At 70.0% G+C, this 19920-nt stretch carries 16 protein-coding genes and 1 pseudogene; 9 read left to right on the top strand and 8 right to left on the bottom strand.

Annotated features, from left to right (window positions below; all coding sequences use genetic code 11):
• The 7 genes and pseudogenes from D7V97_RS44735 to D7V97_RS20900 form a co-directional block, all read left to right on the top strand.
• Positions 1 to 1644, top strand: a pseudogene (locus D7V97_RS44735) (hypothetical protein); the annotation flags it as partial.
• Positions 1645 to 1735: 91 nt separating this feature from the next.
• A complete protein-coding gene (locus tag D7V97_RS20925) occupies positions 1736 to 4819 on the top strand; it encodes a tetratricopeptide repeat protein (protein ID WP_368668944.1) in 3084 nt (1027 codons plus the stop codon).
• Positions 4816 to 5709, top strand: a complete 894-nt coding sequence (locus tag D7V97_RS20920) for a sigma factor-like helix-turn-helix DNA-binding protein (protein WP_120612419.1) — start codon at positions 4816 to 4818, stop codon at positions 5707 to 5709. The genes D7V97_RS20925 and D7V97_RS20920 overlap by 4 nt, the downstream gene beginning before the upstream one ends.
• A gap of 466 nt (positions 5710 to 6175) precedes the next feature.
• Positions 6176 to 7294 (top strand): hypothetical protein, encoded by a 1119-nt coding sequence (locus tag D7V97_RS20915; protein WP_120612418.1) that lies wholly within the window; start codon positions 6176 to 6178, stop codon positions 7292 to 7294.
• Positions 7295 to 8110, top strand: coding sequence for an AHH domain-containing protein (locus tag D7V97_RS20910; protein ID WP_120612417.1), 816 nt, complete (start codon positions 7295 to 7297; stop codon positions 8108 to 8110).
• A 5-nt stretch (positions 8111 to 8115) separates the two neighbouring features.
• Positions 8116 to 8739 (top strand): DUF1629 domain-containing protein, encoded by a 624-nt coding sequence (locus D7V97_RS20905; RefSeq protein ID WP_147444904.1) that lies wholly within the window; start codon positions 8116 to 8118, stop codon positions 8737 to 8739.
• A complete protein-coding gene (locus tag D7V97_RS20900; protein WP_120612415.1) occupies positions 8736 to 9521 on the top strand; it encodes an immunity 49 family protein in 786 nt (261 codons plus the stop codon). Before D7V97_RS20905 ends, D7V97_RS20900 begins: the two co-directional genes overlap by 4 nt.
• Positions 9522 to 9625: 104 nt before the next feature.
• Here the strand turns inward: D7V97_RS20900 and tmk are convergent, their stop codons facing one another.
• Complete coding sequence (tmk, locus tag D7V97_RS20895) at positions 9626 to 10282, bottom strand: dTMP kinase (RefSeq protein WP_120612414.1); 657 nt, start codon at positions 10280 to 10282, stop codon at positions 9626 to 9628.
• Positions 10279 to 10617 (bottom strand): hypothetical protein, encoded by a 339-nt coding sequence (locus D7V97_RS20890; protein WP_199728886.1) that lies wholly within the window; start codon positions 10615 to 10617, stop codon positions 10279 to 10281. The genes tmk and D7V97_RS20890 overlap by 4 nt, the downstream gene beginning before the upstream one ends.
• A 213-nt stretch (positions 10618 to 10830) precedes the next feature.
• Between D7V97_RS20890 and ribB the strand changes: the two genes are divergently transcribed.
• On the top strand, positions 10831 to 11958 hold the full coding sequence (ribB, locus tag D7V97_RS20885) for a 3,4-dihydroxy-2-butanone-4-phosphate synthase (protein ID WP_120612421.1): 1128 nt from the start codon (positions 10831 to 10833) through the stop codon (positions 11956 to 11958).
• A gap of 7 nt (positions 11959 to 11965) precedes the next feature.
• Here ribB and thrC read toward each other — a convergent pair whose 3' ends face one another.
• The 5 genes from thrC to greA all read right to left on the bottom strand — a co-directional run bounded on the left by thrC (position 11966) and on the right by greA (position 18251).
• Positions 11966 to 13297 (bottom strand): threonine synthase, encoded by a 1332-nt coding sequence (thrC, locus tag D7V97_RS20880; RefSeq protein ID WP_120612412.1) that lies wholly within the window; start codon positions 13295 to 13297, stop codon positions 11966 to 11968.
• The gene (locus D7V97_RS20875; RefSeq protein ID WP_120612411.1) at positions 13294 to 13857 is read right to left on the bottom strand and encodes a hypothetical protein; all 564 of its coding nucleotides are present in this window, start codon (positions 13855 to 13857) and stop codon (positions 13294 to 13296) included. Before D7V97_RS20875 ends, thrC begins: the two co-directional genes overlap by 4 nt.
• An 89-nt stretch (positions 13858 to 13946) precedes the next feature.
• Positions 13947 to 14582: a protein-L-isoaspartate(D-aspartate) O-methyltransferase gene (locus D7V97_RS20870; protein WP_120612410.1), complete on the bottom strand. Its 636-nt coding sequence runs from the start codon at positions 14580 to 14582 to the stop codon at positions 13947 to 13949.
• An 89-nt stretch (positions 14583 to 14671) separates the two neighbouring features.
• Complete coding sequence (recG, locus tag D7V97_RS20865; RefSeq protein WP_120612409.1) at positions 14672 to 17626, bottom strand: ATP-dependent DNA helicase RecG; 2955 nt, start codon at positions 17624 to 17626, stop codon at positions 14672 to 14674.
• A 109-nt stretch (positions 17627 to 17735) separates the two neighbouring features.
• Positions 17736 to 18251, bottom strand: coding sequence for a transcription elongation factor GreA (gene greA, locus D7V97_RS20860; protein WP_120612408.1), 516 nt, complete (start codon positions 18249 to 18251; stop codon positions 17736 to 17738).
• A 128-nt stretch (positions 18252 to 18379) separates the two neighbouring features.
• Here greA and D7V97_RS20855 point away from each other — a divergent pair, with 128 nt between their 5' ends.
• Positions 18380 to 18910 carry an FHA domain-containing protein gene (locus D7V97_RS20855; RefSeq protein ID WP_120612407.1) on the top strand — a complete coding sequence of 177 codons (531 nt, stop codon included), beginning with the start codon at positions 18380 to 18382 and terminating at the stop codon, positions 18908 to 18910.
• A 15-nt stretch (positions 18911 to 18925) separates the two neighbouring features.
• Here the strand turns inward: D7V97_RS20855 and D7V97_RS20850 are convergent, their stop codons facing one another.
• Positions 18926 to 19879: a hypothetical protein gene (locus tag D7V97_RS20850; protein WP_120612406.1), complete on the bottom strand. Its 954-nt coding sequence runs from the start codon at positions 19877 to 19879 to the stop codon at positions 18926 to 18928.
• Between the last annotated feature and the right edge of the window lie 41 nt (positions 19880 to 19920).

Below are 19920 nucleotides of genomic sequence, written 5' to 3'. Positions count from 1 at the left end.
GTCCGAGACGGCTTCGAGAAGACGCGCCCGTCGGGAGGCCGTCCGGCCGTCGAACTCCAGCCGCCTCCGCCTCCTCCTGCCCCCGAGGAGAAGCCCGCCGAGCAGAAGGCAGCCGCTCCGAAGCCGAAGCCGAAGAGCTGGTTGGGCAAGGCCGGCGACATGGGCAAGGACCTCGTGGGCGACGTGAAGAACAAGGCCGTCGAGGTGAAGAACAAGGTCGTGGAGGAGGGCAAGGAGCTCGCGAGCGACGTGAAGAACACGGTCGTCGAGGTGAAGGACAAGGTGGTGGAGGAAGGCGGCAACGCCGTCGACGCGATCAAGAGCAAGGTCGAGGAGTGGACGGGGGCCGTCGACTACAAGGAGCGCATCGACGACCTCGGGCCCGGCGACACGTACACCCTCCACGTGGGAGGCGACGTCAGCGTCGAGACCGGCAAGGCCTACGCGAAGGCGGAGCTCGAGTGCACGCGCAATGACAATGGCGAGTACATCGTGTCCGCCGATGGCGAGCTGGGCGCCGGCCTGTACGGCATGGTCGGCGGGAGCGTGGGTGCGAGGGCCAAGGTCGAGGGCGAGGCCACCGCCGGCGTCGGCGCGAAGGTGGAGATGAAGTTCGCTTCCGCCGAAGAGGCGAAGCGGGCCATGGACACGCTCGTGCGCTCGACCGGGCCGGGCAGCGCGCTGCTGGGGGCGCCCGATGCCAAGGACCTCGAGTTCTCCATGAAGCACGTCTCCGCCGTCGAGGTGCGCGGCGACGCGGCCGCGAAGCTCGCCGCAGAGGCGGGCGCGGGCGTCCGGGGCGCGGCGGACGTGGGCGCGTTCGCCGAAGGGGGCGTGGAGCTCAAGGTCGCGGCGCGCATCGAGTTCGATGCCGACCGCAAGCCCTCCCTGATCATCAAGGAAGAGATCTCCGGGAGCGTGTCCGCGGGGGCCGAGGCCGGCCTTCCCGGAGGCCAGACGAAGAGCGGTGCGCAGAAGAACAGCATGTTCGGCCAGGAGCTCTCCGGGAGCATCCAGGGCTCGCTCACCATCGAGACGAAGGTGGACATGCCGGGCAACGTGGATCCGCTCAAGCTCGTCCAGGATCCCGTGGGAGCGCTGGCCGACGTGGGCAAGCAGCAGCTGCGCTCGCTCGAGACCACCGCCACCGTGAAGGTGCAGGCGGAAGGAAAGGCCGGGGACGTCGTCGCGGGCGGCGTGGAGGGCACGTTCGCCATCAAGATGAACGCCGGCCAGGCGCTCGACGCCCTCGACGCCAAGGTGTTCGACGCCGCGCTCCACGGCGACTTCGGCACGGCCGCCGCGGCGAGCAGCGATGTCTCGCAGGTGGAGGCGACCGTCACGCAGTACAAGAGCGAGGGCGTGAGCGCGGCGCCCGAGTTCAAGATCATGGGCACCGGCGTCAAGGCGGACTTCTCCGCGAAGACCCGCGATGTCTCCGACACCCCCCTCTACTCGTTCAAGGGGAGCGCGAAGGATGCCGCCACCGCCCTCCGCGACTGGGGCACGGGCCCGGGCACGGCCATGGGCAGCGCCGTCGCGGGCACCGTCAGCGGCACCGCGGGCCTGGGCGCGGCTCCCAGCTCCGCGGCCCTCAACAAGCAGCTGTCCGCCGGCCGCTATGGCGGAGGCGTGCGCGCCTGACTCGCTCGGTGCGCCCCACCGCCCGGGGCGCACCGGGAGAGAAAGCAACCCTCACGGGGATCGCGGGGAGTCCTGGTAGACTCTCCCCGCAATGATGGAGTGCCCGGACGAAACGGTACTGAGCGACTTCCTGGGGGGGCGGCTCTCCGAGGAGGTCCGTGCGCGCGTCGTGGCGCACCTGGAAGGCTGCGCGGACTGTCAGTGGGTGCTGGCGGTGGGCAACGGCGCCCTCCCCGGGGACGCGGCCCCGGAGCCGAGCCCGCCCCCGCTGACCCGGGGGGCCACCCTCTCCCGGTACGTGGTGCTGGAGCGGTTGGGCGCCGGGGCCATGGGCGTGGTGTACGCCGCCTATGACCCGGAGCTGGATCGGCAGGTGGCCCTCAAGGTGGTGCGCCCGGGGGGCCGCCACGTGGAGGAGTTGCAGCGGCGGCTGCTGCTGGAGGCGCAGGCGCTGGCGCGACTGTCCCATCCGCACGTCGTCACGCTCTACGACGTGGGGACGTATGGGGACTGCGTCTTCCTGGCCATGGAGCTGGTGGATGGCACCACGCTCGGGGGCTGGCTCCAGACGCCGCGCGCATGGGCAGACGTGGTGCGTGTCTTCCAGGACGCGGGCCGGGGGCTCGCGGCCGCACACGCGGCGGGGCTGGTGCACCGCGACTTCAAACCGGCGAACGTGCTCGTCGGGAAGAACGGCGGGGTGTGGGTCACCGACTTCGGCATGGCCCGTCCCCTCAACCGTGAGCAGGGGCTGGCGGCGCGGGTGGAGCCGAAGGCCCCCATGTCCACGCTGAGCCCGCTCACCCGGACGGGCGTGCTGCTCGGGACGCCCGCGTACATGGCGCCAGAGCTGGTGAAGGGCCAACGGGCGGACGCGCTGTCGGATCAGTTCAGCTTCTGCGTGGCGCTGTATGAGGCCCTCTTCGGCGTGCGTCCCTTCGAGGGCGACACGCTGGAGGAGATGGCCCGCGCCGCGGAGGAAGGCCGCGTGCGGCCCCCGCGGCGTGACGTGAAGGTGCCGGCCCGGGTGCGGCGCGCGGTGCTGCGCGGCCTGCGAGCCCGGCCCGAGGAGCGCTTCGCCTCCATGGAGGCGCTGCTGACGGCGCTCACCCCGCCGTCGCGGCGCGAGCTCGTGTGGGTGGCGACCGCGGTCGTGGCCTCGCTGCTGGTGGGGGTGCTCGTGTATGGCCTTGCACCCCGGCAACAGACGCGCTGCGAGCAGGAGGTGGCGAAGCTCGCCGGGGCGTGGGGCCCCGCGCGGCGCGAGCGGATCCACGCGGCCTTCCTCGCCACGGGCGTGCCGTACGCCGCGAAGGCCTGGGACACGCTGGCCGCCACGCTGGATGCACATGCAACCCAGTGGCGCACGCTGCGCACCGAGGCCTGCCTCTCCGCGACAATGGATGACATGAGCATGGCCTGGCAGACGGAGACGTGCCTGGATGCCCGGCTCTGGCAGTTCGCCGCCGTCGCCGAGGTGCTGGAGAAGGCGGATGCGCGGACGGTGCAGAACGCGCAAAAACTGGCCGCCTCGCTGGAGGGGCTGACCGGGTGCAAGGACACCTCAGCGCTCTCCTCTCGTCCCCAGCCTCCAGATGCGCTCGCGGCGCGGGTGGATGACGCCCGGCGCAAGCTCACGCAGGCGCAGGCCTCGCTCGAAGCGGGCCGCTACCCCGAGGGCCTCGCGCTGACGACGGCGCTCCTCGGGGAGATCAAGGGGCTCGACTTCCGGCCACTGGAGGCGGAGGTGCTGCTCGCCCATGGCAACCTGCTCGCGCAGGACGGCAAGCACAAGGAAGCCGAGGACCACCTCTACAAGGCCGTCTTCGCCGCCGAGTCCGGGCACGATGACGAGACGGCGGCGCGCGCGTGGAGCGTCCTCGTCTGGGTCGTGGGCGATCTGCAGGCTCGCGCCGCGGACGTGGAGCGGATCATCCAGCACGCCCAGGCAGCGGTGACGCGACTGGGGCCCGAGCGCTTTCCCGCCGTCACCATGGACCTGCACCTGTTTCTGGGAGCGGCGCTGATCCAGCAGGGCAAGCTGGAGCGGGCGGAGGTGGAGCTCACCCAAGGGCTGGAGCTTGCGCGGAAGACCTACGGCGAGGACGACCTGCGCACAGCCCACTTCATGCACAACCTGGGTCGCGTCTACTCCCGCCAGAACCGGTCCGAGGAGGCATTGGCCCTGCATCGTCAGGTCCTGACCTTGCGCGAGCGCCAGTTGGGCCCCGAGCACCCCCACCTCACTTCCACGCTCAACAGCCTCGCCGGGGCCTACATGAATCTGGGGCAGCTCGACGAGGCCATCGCCCTCTGGCGCCGCATCCTCAAGATCACCGACGCGGCCCACCTGCCGGAGCACGTGGGTCTCGCGAACTCGCTGGGGAACCTGGGCACAGCGCTGCGTGGCAAGGGCCAGCTCGATGAGGCGCGGCGGAGCCTGGAGCGGGCGCGTGGCATCCTGGAACGCACCTATGGACCTGACCATCCCCATGTGGCCGTGATGCTGGAGGAGCTGGCACTGGTGGAACATGACGCGGGCCGGTTTGACGAGGCCTTGCGACTGGCAACAGACGGCCTGGAGCGGATCCGGCGCCATCTTGGACCGGAGACGCCACGTGCCCAGAGCATCCTGAGATCCCGCGGGCGGATCCTGCTCAAGCTGGGACGCACCGCCGAGGCCCGGAAGGACCTGCTGGCAGCGCTGAAGATCCTGGAGAAGGAGGAGGGCCCCGACAGTCTCGGCGCGGCGATCGTTGACCATTACCTGGCCGATGTCGCAATGGCAGAGGGAAATGCGCGACAAGCGCTTGACCATTGCAAGCACGCGTTGAGGATTGACGAGCGGAGGTTGTCGCCGCAGTCCCAGATGATCGGAGCGGATTGCTCCTGCATTGGAGAGGCGCTGCTGGCCCAGAAGGCTCCAGAGGAAGCGGAACCCCTGCTGGAGCGCGCACGCCAGGTTCTACAGCAAACGACCGGAGAGCCGATGCTCGCGGGCTGGACGTCCTTCCTGCTGGCCCGAGCGCTCAGCGAGAAGCGCACGAACCCCGACCCCGTGCGCGCAGCCGCCCTGGCGGAGGAGGCCCGCGTCAAGCTGACAGCCCTGGGCGTGAAGGCGCAGAGGGACCTGGATCAGGTCCACGCCTGGCAGCGACGTGAGGCACGCAGATGAGCGGCTCCGTGGAAGCAGAAGGTCTGGCCGCGCTGCTGCGCAGGCACGTGCCCCCGGAGCGACGCGCGCAGCTGGACGGAGTGGACGGCCTGGAGGCGCTGCTGCGTGACCACCTCACGGCAGCGCGGAACGCGTGGCCCACGGTGGCGCTCTCCACGGAGTCCTTCGTGCGGCACCTGGCGCTGCACCTCCCGGAAACAGGGGCGCGGGACGTACTGCGCGACTGCCAGGCCGCGGACCTGTACCTCGCGTGTGCCTGTGGCGAGGGCCACCCCGCCGCCCTGCGCGCCTTCGAGCAACACCTGCTCCAGCAGGTGCCCTCCCGGCTCGCCTCCATGCCACGCACCCAGGTGGACGAAGCGCTCCAGTTGCTGCGCGAGCGGCTGTTGATGGGTTCTGGCGGTGAGCCGCCCAGGATCCTCACGTACTCCGGCCGGGGCGCGCTGTTGGCGTGGGTGGTCATCTCCACCGCGCGCATCGCCAGTCAGCTCAAGACCCGGGACGCGCGCCAGGAGCTGTACGACGAGCCTCCCGAGACGCTCGTGCAGTTGCTGTCCACGGGGGACCCGGAGCACGACCTGCTGCGCAAGGACCTGCGCGAGTTGCTGGTGGACGTGCTCCGCAAGGTCCTGACCGCCCTGCCCCCGCGCGAGCGCACGCTCTTGAGGCTGCACCACCTGCACGGCTTCACGATGGACCGGCTCGCGACGATGTATGGCGAATCCCGCTCCGGCGTGGCGCGCCGGGTCCTCCAGTCCCGCGAGCGGCTGCTCAAGCTCCTGCGCGCGGAGCTGGCCGGACGCCTGAAGCCAGACGACGCCGCGCTGGACAGCCTGCTGGGACTGGTCAACAGCCAGCTCGATTTGAGCCTGAACCGGCTGATGGGTTGAGCGCGGGGCGCCCCCTGGCAAGGAATCAGGGGTCGAGGGACTGACGCTACCGATCCAGCGCGGGTTTCTGGATCCGACGAGTTCCTGTCCTCGAATGGCGAAGACGCGTTCGTCGCCACGGTGCTGGACATCTTCGAGGCCTTGCAGTGCGACTCCAGCCATGCAGGATCGCGCTGGCTCCTGGTCGCCGTTCGCATCGACCCAGACGTTGCGATCGTCCCAGGCAGTAGGATCCGGGCCGCCCTGACCGCTGCGCACCTCCCATGCATCGCCAAAGAAAGAGACGCTCTTCGCCTCCGCGATCGGAGAGAAGGCCATGCAGGAAAAGAGCGCGATACCCAGGCCGAGAAGAGGGGGCTTGCACTATACTGCCTCCTCATCCGCAGACGTCATTCAACCAGGAGAGAGCACCCGGATTCGCGTGCGGTCTTCCTGGGATGGCTGTTTGACGAGTCGGGGGAATTCAATGCTTGCCGTCACGGGAATCGGGATGATTTCGGCGCTCGGGAACGGCGTGGTGGACGCGTGCGCAGCCAGCAGGGCGGGCATCGTGCGCATTGCTCCGCTCGATGAGCCCCGGCTGTTCGACCCTGAGGGTGGCTACGGTCAACCCGCACAGGGGCACTCCATCCCCTGGGTGACTGGGGGCGCTACCGGGCTCGGTCGGTTCGCCGCGCTGGCGGCGGCCGCGCTTGGAGACCTTGCACGAAGTGTGGAAATGGACGACCTCTCGCGGTGCGCGCTCTTTGTCATCGCCCCGAGCGACGTCCACCGCCAGTTGCTGGAGGAACAAGGGCAGCTCCCTGAGGAATATGAGGCGCGACGCGAGGTCTACTCGACGCGGCTGCTGCCCACCCTTCTCAAGCACCTGAAGCCCAGCACCCTGCCCCGCTTCCAGAGTGTGGTGTTCGGTGAGGCCGGCCTCTTTGAGGCTTTGAATGAGGCCACCCTGCGGCTCCACTCCGGGCAGGTCGACCGTTGCATCATCGGCGGCCTGGAGAGTCTGGTGGAGCCCCAGGTCACGTGGGCCCTGGATCAGCTCGGTCTTCTCAAAAGCCCGGAGCGCCCCACGGGTGTCCTGCCGGGGGAGGCTGCCGCCTTCGTGACCCTCGAGCTGCCTGCACTGGCCACCCGCCGGGGCGCCCGAATTGAAGCCTACATCGAGGCCCACCGGGCCGAGGCCGAGCCCTTCCATCGCCGGTCTCGACAGCCCGCCATGGGGCAGGCGTTGTCCCGATGCGTCCGGACCACCTTGGAAGCCCTCCCGGATAAGGGAAGAGAGACCGGGCTGGTCATCGCAGCCCTGAATGGGGATGCCTACCGGGCCCAGGACTGGGGCACGGCGCTTGTTCGCCTCCGAGACCTGAACCTGGGCGATGCACGCGAGTGGTACCCTGCCCTGAGCTTTGGGGAAATCGGAGCCGCGACCGGGCTCGTCGGGCTCTGCATGGCCGTCCGGGCATTCGCCCGCGGTTATGCCGCGACCCGAGGCGTCCTCGTCTGGACCGCGGGAGATGACGGAAGCCGGGGCGCTTTCTACGTCAGGGCTCCGAACAGGCAGTCATTCGAAGACGGGAGGAAGTAGATGACGACCGGCAAGCACGTCGCACTCTCGAAGCTCAAGGACCACAAGAACGAGAAGGGCTGCGTGAACAAGCACGAGGTCGCGTTCGACAAGCCGACCTATCCCAACTGCGCCTACAAGCCCAATGGCTACAATGCCATTCTGAGCGAGTCCGTGAAGGGCACGGCCACGTCGAAGCGCTCCCTCTACGAATACGACTTCACCCAGACCCATCCCGAAGGCACCTCCATCGACAAGAATCCGCGGGCGCGCCTTCCGCCCCAGATGCAGACCTTCTCCTCCACCGGCCGACAGCCCAAAGCAGAGAAGGAACTGGGACTGCCCCGCAAGGTCCACCGGAATACCGACCCGCGCCAAAATGCCAGGGCGTGGCACCTCGAAGGCCAGAACTATAAGGTCGGCCACCTCCCCTTCGGTCACGAGTACCACCACATCATGCCGGAGGAGGCCATCTCCGAGGCATTGAAGGAGAAGGAGGCGGAGGTGCTCCAGGCCGCCGGCTACAACATCAATGCAGGCAAGAACATCATCATCCTGCCCATCACCCAGGATGCAGCCTTTGCGCTGATGCTGCCGAAGCACAAGGGCTGGCATCGCGCGTACAATCAGTCGTGCATCAATCTCCTCACCAGCTACAAGCAGTTACTGTCCGAGACCAAAGAAGAGCACGAAATCACGCCGGACAATGTGGACGGCGTTCGCACCAACATCGAGACCTGGGAGGACAACACCTACGGGGTCCTTGTCAATGTCGGGCGAAAGACTGCGGTTGCCCAGAAGGCTGCGGCCAAGATCAACAACATCTTCAAGACGTAGACAGGGTGGCGGACTCGGAAATGGAAACGACTGACACGGGAATGAGCGAATATTTCATCCTGGAGTGGACGGTGCTCGACGGATATTGCGCCATCTTCAGCCTCCCGGAAGGGATGCCGATGATCCACAAGCCCGCGCGCGGCATCCGCATGGGGAGCGAGTTCCCGGACGGGCTGCGGTTCAGCATGACGAAACAGGAACCTGGGCTGAAGATCGCGGATGTCATTGCCAACGCCGTGAACTACTTCATGGTGTCGAAACGGATGAAGGAGCTCCTGGAGCAGCATTCCGGCGCCGACATCGAGTTCCTGCGGTTCGTGCTGTTGAACCATCGCGGACGTGTCGCGAGCGAGGATTGCTATATCGCGAACGTCATTGGCATGCAGGACTGCGTAGACATGGACCGCTCAGAGGGAGACCGGGATGCGCTGAAGCCCGAGCGCTTCATGTACCTGCGGCGCCTGGTCCTGAAGGAGGACACGCTCGCCCCTGAGGTGAAGCTCTTCCGCACCTCCGCGGTTCCCCGGCTGATGCTCGTCCGGAAGGATCTCAAGGCGCAGCTGGAGAAGGAAGGCGTCACGGGCATCACCTGGCACCCCGTGGGTTCCGAGGTGGAAATCACCCTATGAGCCATGACTACGTGGACGTCGCCCGGTACAACATGTCCCTCACCCTTCGCTCCAGCCTGGAGAGGAGGCTGCGCCAGGACGAGGACCAGGCCGATCACGTCTCGAATGTCTGCGTGGCATACCGGGTACTGGGCATCTGCTCGCTGTTGCAGGAGGCTGACGTAGAGGCGTTTGCCGGACTGCTCTGCAAGGCGGGGCAGGCCCGGCTCCACCTCCTGACGCTCGCTGGGACGCTGCCTCTTCCACCCGAACGACTGCCGGGCAGCGACAACATCGGCTTCAGTGATGCGCTGGCCGCGGGGGACCTCGTGACTGCGAGAGCCATTGGACATCTGTCGACGCGCCGATACCTCGAGGGTGTGGAGTACGAGGAGGACTTCCTCTTCTCGCATTTCCTCCACCAACTGCTGGGGCCCCCCCGAGACCCGGACGCGCTGCGCCGCGTGCTGGCGCGCTGGGAAGAGGTCCTGGAGGGTGGAGCCGATCCACGGCGCGAGGCCTGCCAGGCCCTGCTCGACAAGGACGCCGACAGCTTCCAGGCCGCGTTTGTGGCGCTCCTTCGCGAGCGGAAAAGGGAGTTCGGTGAGTACCGCCGTCGGCTCGACTTCGATGCCGAGGTGGGAGCGACGACGGGAAAACTCTATGTGGACGGGCTGGCCCTGTTGAGGGTGGCGGAGCTGGAGGCGCTTCCTCCACTCCCCGCGCTTGAGTTCGTCCCGCTCCTGGCCAGGGTGCCGCTCGGAACGCCGCTGCCCGCCGCGGACGCCTGGAAGGCCGCCTGAAGCCAGAGCTCGGCGAGTTCGGGGTGGCTGGCACCCGGGGACCCGACGGCATTTCAAGGGCGGGGCAACCGCCGCTGCATCCCGAGGAAGACTCCGAGCAGGGCTCAGCGCTTGCGCGCGAGCACCCGCCGCACTTCCATCAAACACGCATCCGTCACGGCTTCGACAGACAGCTCACCGTCGATGCGAACGATGCGCTCGCGCTTCTCCCGGAGCGCAATCGCCTTCAGGTACTGCTTCGCGATCCGCCGCTGGGCCTCGTCCGCCTCGAACAGCTCCGCGGGCCCACCGCGTGACGCCCGGCGCCGGGCCGCGACCTTCGGATCCACGCCGACGAACAGCGTCAGGTCCGGCGACACCGCGTGCGCGTTCACCGTGTCCACCCACGCCATGGGCAGGCTCGCACCCTGGTACGCCAGCGAGGACAGCACGTAGCGGTCGCACAGCACGACCTTGCCCTCCTCCAGCGCCGGCAGCACCCGCGCGTGCAGGTGATCCGTCCGGTCCGCCGCGAACAAGAGCGCCAGCGTCTCCGGCGCCAGGGGCCCCCGGCCGTGCGGCAGCCCCAGCCGTCCCGTCAGCGCCTGCCGCAGCTGGGTGCCCACGGGCCCGTCGGAGGGCTCACGCGTGGTCACCACCGCGTGCCCGTCCGCCCGCAGCGCCGCGGCCAGCCGCTCCGTCTGGGTGGTGGTGCCCGCTCCGTCCAGCCCCTCCAGCACGATGAACCGCCCCGCGCGGGCGGCCTTCCGGGCGGCGCTCACCGGGGCAGCAGCGCGGCGGGGTTGTCCAGGTGCAGCTCGTGGCGCAGCGCCAGCAGCGTCTCATAGCGCTGGAGCTCGTCCGTCAGCACCACGCGGCCCTTGCGGTAGCTCACGAAGGCGTACGCGAGCAGCCCCAGCGCCAACGTCGTGGCACCCCAGGCGAGGAACGGGGTGCGCAACGAGTCGTAGAACAGCTTCCCCGCCGCGCCCGAAATCAGCATGAAGGCGATGACGGAGACACCCGCGTGGGTGAAGTGTGTCGTGCTCTGCCGGGTGGCCAGGCTTTCCTGCAGCTGGTCGAACCGGGCCCGCTTTTCCAGTTGGTCTGCGCTCACGGAGCCAAACACCCTACATCACGGGCCCCAGGCCGTCGAGTGGACGGCCGCCCGGGAAGGCCGACCCGGACGCCCCGTCACAGGTTCCACTCATCCCAGCCATTGTCCGGACGCACGCCCGGTTCACGGGCATGGCTTGCCACCCCACCCCCCCCGCGTTACATGCCGCGCACCATGCCCCTCCACGCGGTCACCAGGGTGAGCGTCCCCGCCATGAGCCAAGACTCCGAGTTGAACACCATCGAGGAGGCCATCCGCGACATCCAGGCGGGCAAGTGCGTCGTCGTGGCCGATGACGAGGACCGTGAGAACGAGGGCGACCTCATCATGGCCGCCGAGCTGGCCACGCCCGAGAAGCTGGCCTTCATGGTCCGCCACACCAGCGGCATCATCTGCCAGCCCATGCTCGCCGAACGGCTGGACGCGCTGCGCCTGCCCCAGATGGTCGCGGAGAACACCGAGTCCCACCGCACCGCCTTCACCGTCTCCGTGGACTTCCGCCACGGCACCACCACCGGCGTCTCCGCGTCGGACCGCACGAAGACCATCCGCGCCCTCGCCGACCCCGCCAGCACCGCGGACGACTTCCTGCGCCCGGGCCACATCTTCCCCCTGCGCTACCGCGAGGGCGGCGTGCTGCGCCGCGCGGGCCACACCGAGGCCGCCGTGGACCTGGCGCGGCTCGCGGGCCTCCAGCCCTCCGGCATCCTCTGCGAGCTCGTGAAGGACGACGGCACCATGCAGCGCATGCCGGACCTCAAGCTCTTCGCGCGCGAGCACCAGCTGTCGCTCGTCACCATCGCGGACCTCATCCAGTACCGCAGCCGCAAGGACCGGCTGGTGCGCCGCGAGTCCGGCCAGGACGTCGTCCACACCCGCCACGGCGAGTTCACCGCCCTCACGTACACGTGGACGCCCGACGGCGCGAAGTCCCTGGTGCTCGTGAAGGGCGACCCGGAGCACGCGCAGCCCGCCCCCCTGGTCCGCCTGCACGCCGCGTGCGCCATGGGTGACGTGTTCGGGTCACCGGATTGCAAGTGCAACCTGCTGCTGGATCGCGCGATGGAGCACGTCGCGAAGGCGGGCGCGGGCGTCATCGTCTACCTGCCCGGCATGCACGGCGACGACTTCGGCATCCACCACAAGCGCGCGGGCGACGGCAGCAACGCGGCCTCCACCCGCGCCGCGCACGAGTCCCGCGACGTGGGCATGGGCTGCCAGATCCTCACCGACCTGGGCGTGCGCGCCATGCGCCTGATGACCAACACGGACATGACCTACCGGGGCCTCTCCGGCTTCGGGCTCACCATCGAGTCGCGCGTCCCGCTCGCGGTGGAGTAGCCCCGGCTCAGCCCAGGTCCTTCAAGGCCGCGCGGACCGACGACAGGTCCGCGGGCAGCTCCACCGGCGGGTTCGCATGCGCGGACTTCACGTCCGCCAGCGTCCCCCGGTGGTAGCCCACCTTGAAGTCGGCGAACTTCAGCCCGTGCGCGGTGGCCACCACCGCGACGCTGGCACCCTTCGCCATCACGCCCTGGGCCACCAGCTTCTCCACCGCCGCCAGCGCCACGCCCGTCTGCGGACAGGCGAAGGTGCCCTCGCGGTCCGCGCGGGCCGCCGCGTTCGCCAGCTCCGACTCCGTCGCCTCCTCCACCACGCCGTCGAAGGCGCGCAGCATCTTCACCGCGCGGCGGTAGGACACCGGGTTGCCAATCTGGATGGCGGACGCGAGCGTGGCCTCCGCCTGCATCGGCGTCAGCGCCTGGAAGCCGCCCCGGAAGGCGCGCGCCAGGGGGTTGGCGCGCTCTGCCTGCGCCACCGCGATGCGCGGCCGGCGGGTGATGAGCCCCAGCGTGTGCATCAGCTCCAGGCCGCGACCCAGGGCGCTCGCGTTGCCCAGGTTGCCGCCCGGGATGACGATCCAATCCGGCGGCTCCCAGCCCAGGTCCTGGCACAGCTCCACGGCGATCATCTTCTGGCCCTCGATGCGCAGCGAGTTCATCGAGTTCGCCAGGTACAGCCCCGTGTCCGCCGTCACCGCCTGCACCAGCTTCATGCAGCCGTCGAAGTCCGTGTCCAGCGACAGCACCCGCGCCCCATTCGCGATGGGCTGCACGAGCTGCGCGAGCGACACCTTGTTCTTCGGCAGGAACACCACCGCCGGGATGCCCGCCGCCGCCGCGTATGCGGACAGCGCCGCGGACGTGTCCCCGGTGGACGCGCACGCCACCGCGCGGATGGGCGTGCCCCGCGCGCGCAGGTGCTTCACCGCGGACACGAGGACCGTCATGCCCCAGTCCTTGAAGCTGCCCGTCGGGGAGACGCCGCACTCCTTCAACATCAGCGAGCCCAGCCCCAGCTCCGCCGCCATCCGGGGCAGCGGCTTGAGCGGCACGCGCCCCTCGCCCAGCGAGACGATGTCCTCCACCGGCAGCTCGGGCAGCGCCCACTCGCGCTTGCCCCACACCCCGGAGCCGTCCGGCAGCCGCGACGTCGCGAACCGGGACTCGAAGCGGCGCTTCCACTCGGCAGCGGGGATGGCGCGCAGGGCGGCCTCGTCGTGCGCCACCTCCAGCAAGCCCTCGCACCGGGGGCAGCGGTAGACGACCTCCCAGAGGGACGCCGTGAAGCCGCACCCTTCACTGCACGCGTAGCCCGCCTTCAGCGCCGCGGCCGTCACGCCTCCACCTGCACCTTCGTGCCGCACGCCACGCACGCGCGGCCCGGGAAGGACGGCGTGTGGCAGGAGGGACAGGGGACGCGCTCGCCCTCCGCCACGCGGCCCTTCACGGGCGCCTGCGCCGCCATGCGCGCACGGGGCAGCCGCATGCCGCAGCCGTCACACAAGAGCCCTTCGGCCTGCACGTGGCGACAGTAGCGGCACGTCACCGCCCCCATAGGCGCTTCGGTGCGCACACCGTCATCCGGCGCGCGGCCCGTGTCCAGGTCCACCATGGGAGCGACCGGCACCTCGCCCGTCGCGCCCGCGCTCGTCAACTCCAGGTCGGGCACCGACATGGCCGGCAGGTCCGGCCCCGAGCGCAGCCGCGTCAGGTCCAGCTCCGGCAGGGGCTCCGACTGCACCTCGACGCGGCCTCCCGCGTGGTGCGTCAGCTCCAGCTCCGGCAGGGGGACGACGACGGGCTCCTGCGTGTCCACGAGGCCGGGGAAGCGCTTGCCACAGCCGTCACACTCTTCGCCTTCCGACTGCACGTGGTCGCAGACCGGGCAGATGATCATGGCCGGGACGTTATCGGTCCCCTCCCCGCACGGCAACGCGACCCGGGAAATGGGCGGGTACGCTGGAGGGGGTCCCGCCAGCGCACCGCTCAATTCACCGGCGCCACCTGGCCCGTCATGGGGACGAAGCGCACCGGCAGCAGGCGCTCCACCTGGGGCAGCAGTCCGGGCTGACCGCGACGGATGCGCAGCAGCTCCTGCGCCTGGTCCACCGCCCCCACGGGGATGACCATGCGGCCGCCGTGCTTGAGCTGCCGCAGGAGCTCGCGGGGAATCTCCGGGGGCGCGGCGGTGGCGATGATGGCGTCGTAGGGCGCGCCTTCGGGCCAGCCCCGCGCTCCGTCGCCTTCGCGGAAGTAGACGTTGGTGAAGCCCAGCCGGTGCAGGAGGCGCCGGGCGGGCCGGGCCAGCTCCGGGACGATCTCCACCGTGAAGACCTCGCGGGCCAACAGGGCGAGCACCGCCGTCTGGTAGCCGGACCCGGTGCCAATCTCCAGCACGCGCTCACCGCCGCGCAGCTGCAGGGCCTCGCTCATCAGGGCGACCACGTAGGGCTGGCTGATGGTCTGCCCGTAGCCGATGGGCAGCGGCACGTCCCGGTAGGCCACGTCCCGTTCGTGGGCGGGCACGAAGTCCGCACGATTCAGGTTCGCGATGGCCGCGAGCACCCGTCGATCCCGGATGCCCTGGCGCGCCAGATACTCCGCTCGGCCCCAGTCTCCCATGGCACTTTCCCCTGTGGTCCTCCGACGAAAACCGTAAGCATCACGCCAGTCGGAAGCAACCCGACGGCCAGGCCCCGGCCTCCCCGTTCCTACCCCACGCGGGCAAGCGCCAGCCGGCCCTCCCACCGCTCCTCGAGCGCCTTCACCAGCCCCTGGTGCTCCGGCTCCTGGAGCTTCGGGTCGCGGTCCATGATCCGCCGCGCCTCCGCCTGCGCGAGCGACAGCAGGTCGCCGTCGCGCACCAGGTTGGCCACGGCCAGCTCCGGCAGGCCGCTCTGCCGCGTGCCCAGGAACTCGCCGGGGCCGCGGATCTCCAGGTCCTTCTCCGCGATGACGAAGCCGTCGCTGCTGCGCTCCATCACGCCCAGCCGCTCGGTGGACTCCCAGGAGCGCGCGGCGCCCGCGACGAGGAAGCAGTAGCTGGCCGCGGCCCCGCGGCCCACGCGGCCCCGGAGCTGGTGCAGCTGCGACAGGCCGAAGCGCTCCGCGGACTCCACCACCATCACGGACGCGTTGGGCACGTCCACGCCCACCTCCACCACGGTGGTGCACACGAGCAGTTGGATCGTCTTGTCGCGGAAGGACTCCATCACGGCGTCCTTCTCCTCCGCCTTCATGCGCCCGTGCAGCAGGCCCACGCGCGCGGTGGGGAACACCTGCTGCAACTTCTCCGCGCCCTGCGTGGCGTCCTCCAGGTCCAGCTTCTCCGACTCCTCCACCAGCGGATAGACGACGTAGGCCTGGTGGCCCTTGGCCAGCTCCGCCGCCACCGCCTCGTAGACGCGCGCGCGATGCTGGTTGTTGAAGACGCGCGTGCTGATGGGCGTGCGGCCCGGGGGGAGCTGGTCGATGATGGAGACGTCCAGGTCGCCGTACAGCGTCATCGCGAGCGTGCGCGGGATGGGCGTGGCCGTCATCACCAGCACGTCCGGCATGACGCCCTTGCCCATCAGCGTCTGGCGCTGGAGCACGCCGAAGCGGTGCTGCTCGTCGATGACCACGAGCCCCAGCCTCTGGAAGGACACGCCGCCTTCGAGCAGCGCGTGCGTGCCCACCGCGAGGTGCAGCTCGCCCTTCGCCACGGCCTCGCGCACGGCGCGCTTGTGCTTCGCGGTGCCCGCCGCGCTCACCAGCCCCACGCGGAAGCCCAGCGGCTCCAGGATGCGGCGGAAGGTGCGCTCGTGCTGCTCCGCCAGGATTTCGGTGGGGGCCATCACCGCCACCTGGTAGCCGTCCTGCAACGCGACCAGGGCGGCCACGAGCGCCACGGCCGTCTTGCCGCTGCCCACGTCGCCCTGCACCAGCCGGCTCATCGGCTCCGGCCGCGCCATGTCCCGGGCCAGGTCCTCCACCACGCGCGCCTGGGCGCCAGTGAGCTGGAAGGGCAGCGCGCCGCGGGCCTTCTCCAGGCGCTCCGGGGCGACGTTGAAGGCGATGCCCTCCTCCGCCTTCACGTCCTGACGCTTGAGCGCCATGCCGAGCTGGAGGAAGAACAGCTCGTCGAACGCGAGCCGGCGGTGCGCGGGGCTCTGGTGCGCGTCCAGCGCCTCCAGGTCCGCGTCCTCGGGCGGGAAGTGGATGAAGCGCAGCGCGTCCGGCAGCCCCATCAGGTGATAGCGGCGGCGCAGGTCCGCGGGCAGGGGCTCTTCCAGGTGATGCGCGTGCTGTTCGCTGATGCGCGCCGCCAGCTCCCGGAACGAGCGCTGCTCACCGCGCTCGAAGCCCGGGTAGATGGGGACGATGCGGTGGAAGTGGACGGAGCCCGTGGACTCCAGGTCCTCGGCGGGCTCCAGCTCCGGGTGGGCCATCTCCCGGCCGTTCATGGAGGCGCGCACCTCGCCGGACAGCACCAGCTGCTTGCCCACGGAGAAGCGGCTCTTGAGCCACGGCCCCGCATGGAAGTACGTCGCGGCGATGCTGCCGGAGCGGTCCCCCACGACGGCGCGGAACATGCGCTTGCCGCCGCGTCCCGGCACGAAGTCCGCGGTCTTCACCACGCCCACCGTCACGCCGCGCTCGCCGGGGATGAGCTCCGCGATGGTGCGCAGCCGGCGCCGGTCCTCGTAACAGCGTGGCAACAGGAACAGGATGTCGCCCGTGCGGCGCAGGCCCTTCTTGTCCAGGACGGCGACGAGGCGCGGCCCCAGCCGCTTGCCCAGCGTCTTGAGCGGCGCGGACAGCGGGCCGGAGCGCGGCGCGATGGAGAGCAGCTTCGCCTCGGAGCGCGACGCCTCCGCACCCGCGGCCTTGGCCTTCTTCTTCTTCTTGCCCTTCTCGGCGGGAGCCTCACCGTCCGCGGGAGGGGCCACCTTGCGTGGGTCCGCGCCGACGCCCGTGCGGGACACCGGCGCATGAACAGGCGCAGCGCCCGGCACGCCCCGGGTCGCCATGGTGCCCGAGGCGCGAGGCACAGCCCCACCCGGGAGCGCTGGAGCAGCAGCCCGGCCCGAGGCGCCACCACCCTCCACCCGCGCCACGCGAGGCATCCCCGGTTCCTGCACAGGCGAAGCAGCCCGTGCGGAAGCCCCACGGCCGGAGCCCCCCGGGGCCGCGACGGGTCCGGAGCGGACCGCACCGACACCCGGCGTCGACACGGGATCCTGGGAGCGCCAGGCCGGCACGGTGTTCCCCTGCGGCGCCGCCATCCCCTGGGGCGGCGTCATCCGCCGACGGGGCAGCGCGGGGACCAGCTCCCCTTCCAGCACGTGCCCCCTCTCCGGCGCCCTCGGGACTCGGGCCGCCACGGCGTTGATCTCCCCCGTGACGACCACCCGCTCCAGCTCCTCCGGCAGGGCCACGCCGCTGAGCTTCAGCGCGCCCAACACCTGACGCAGCGCCGCCTTGCGGTGCTCCGGAGGCGCGGGGGGATCCACGTGCGGCAGGGCCGCCCGCAGGTCCTCGAGCGCCCGCGCGTCCACGCCGCCGGCCGCGGCCAGGGTGCGCTCCATCAGGGTGCGCAGGTCCCGGACGGTTCCGAGCTGGGCGAAGTCGCGCTGACAGGCGTACTTCAGCGGGCCGACGAGGCTGGCGAGCGGGTGGTTCACGCGATTTCCAGCCTCCATCCTACGAAGTGGGCCTGACGCCGCGCGGGAAACGAAACCGGGGGAGCGAGCGTGCGCCCACTCCCCCGAAAGACACCCGGACGACCGGGCATCACCCCTCGCCGTGCGGTGCGTCGTCCTGCGGCTCCTCGAACCAGACCTTCACCACCTCCAGCTCGCGCACGCCGCCGGGGCTCTGCACCGTGGCGATATCGCCCACCTTCTTGCCGATGAGGGCGCGTGCCACCGGCGAGGTGACGGCCAGCCAGCGCTTCTTCAGGTCGGCCTCCGTCTCGCCCACCAGCCGGTAGGAGATGGACTTGTCGTTCTCCGTGTCCACCAGCTCCACGGTGGCGCCGAAGACGACCTTGTCGCCGCCCAGCTTCGCCGTGTCGATGACCTCCGCGCGGGCAATCCAGTCGTTGAGCGTGAGGATGCGCCCTTCGATGTGCGACTGCTTCTCCTTGGCGGCGTGGTACTCGGCGTTCTCCCGCAGGTCGCCGTGCGCGCGCGCGACCTCGATCTCACGCGAAATCTTTCCCCGCTCCACGGACTGGAGGTGCTTCAGCTCGTCCTTGAGCTTCCGCAGACCGTGGGGGGTCATCGGGATGTTGTCGCTCCCGCTCATCGAAACTGCTCCTTCCATCTGGAAACAACCAATGTAGGGAACGAGTGACAAGCGGGTCAACGAAAGCCGTCGCCCCATCGTCCGGTAACGGCTGTGCGCCCGACGGCCGACCCGTTAGGCTGCCCTCCGTGCTGTCCGTCCGTGAAATGCGCGCGCTCGCCGCCGCCCTCCCCGTGGGGACCTTCCAGCACCAGCTGGGCCCCTTCGCCCTCGTCCAGCGCCCGCCCGCGGAGCTGTCCGCCGCCGTGCTCGCCCCCACCCGCATGGCGGATCCCGGCGACATCGAACAGGGCATGCTCTCCCTCCTCTTCGAGTTCGACGACCTGCTCGTCGCCACCCTGCCCACCCTCAAGGACTCGGACGCGCTCAGGATTGGCCGGAGGATGGACTGCGAGCTGGTGCTGGATGACGGCTCCGTCTCCAAGCAGCACGCGGAGCTGCGGTGGAGCCGCGCGGAAGCCCGCTGCACCGTGAGGGACCTGGGCTCCACCAACGGCACCTTCGTCAACGCCAGCACCATCGGGCATCGCGAGGTGTCGCTCCGGGGCGGCGACATCCTCAGCTTCGGCAACGTGCAGTTCTGGTACCTGCTCACCGACGCGCTCCACGAACGGCTGCGCGCGGGAGCGGCCTCCGGCCTGGGCTCCCACTCCGGCTAAAAGCGCCGTCTCCCGTCAGGGACACGCTCCGCAGTCGGCCGCGCACGCGGCATACGTGTTGGACGTGCCGCACGACTCCGTCACCTGGCAGGTGCCGTCTCCGCAGACGGCCAGGTCCACGTCACGCACGCGCGTGGTGAGGGGCTGGAAGCTGACGCCGTTCGCCGTGCAGCTCAAGAAGGAGAGCCCGGACGTGCCATCCGGCGTGCACGCCGATGCGCAGCTGCCCACGTAGACGATGGGCGAGCACATCCGGCGCGGCATCCCGGAGCCGTCCACCACCGCGCACGCGCGCGAGGTGCTCTGGTTCGGGTTCAGCGGCGGGTTCTGGCTGCCCGCGTAGAGGCCCTGGCCCTGGAAGGCGTTGCCGAAGAAGCAGGACTCCGGCCGCGCGAAGTCCGCCAGCTCCGCCGCGGACCAGGGAATCACCTGCCCCTGCGCGTCGCGGCCCTGCACGGAGATGGGCACGCTCACGCCCAATGGGTTGGTGTGCGCCACGAGGCACGCGGTGATGAGCTGCTGCTCGGCCACCGTCGCCTTGCCGCCCCCCGCCCAGCCCGGCGTCAGCCCCAGGAGCCCCGGCCAGGTGTAGGTCTTGTTCGTCAGGGGATGGGTGTACGTGCGCGATTGGCCCTGCGGCACCGCGCAGCGGACGATGTAGTGCATGACCTCGTCCGCCAGCGCCGGCTGCTGGTCGAACCACGACGTGAAGGCGGGAGAAGACAGGCCCGAGAGCGACAGCCCGTTGATTGACAAGCCATTGAACGACAGCCCGTTGAATGACAAGCCATTGGACGACAGGTGGTTGTAGCTCAACGCCGCCTGCTCCTGCGTGCCCAATGGGGCTGGAGCCGGCTCCGGGGCACCCGTGCCACAGCCCATTCCCAGCGTCGTCAGGGACAACGCCAGCGCCCACGACAGCTTCCGCACCGTGGCTCCGCGACGGTTCCCGCTCCCCATGCTTCCCATGTGCACCCTCCCCTGCGACGGGCGGACCAAGCCCTCTACAC

The organism is Corallococcus sp. CA053C (assembly GCF_003611675.1).
Lineage (GTDB): Bacteria > Myxococcota > Myxococcia > Myxococcales > Myxococcaceae > Corallococcus.
Note: the sequence above shows the minus strand (reverse complement) of the source record. Positions and strands in the feature narration are given on the sequence as shown.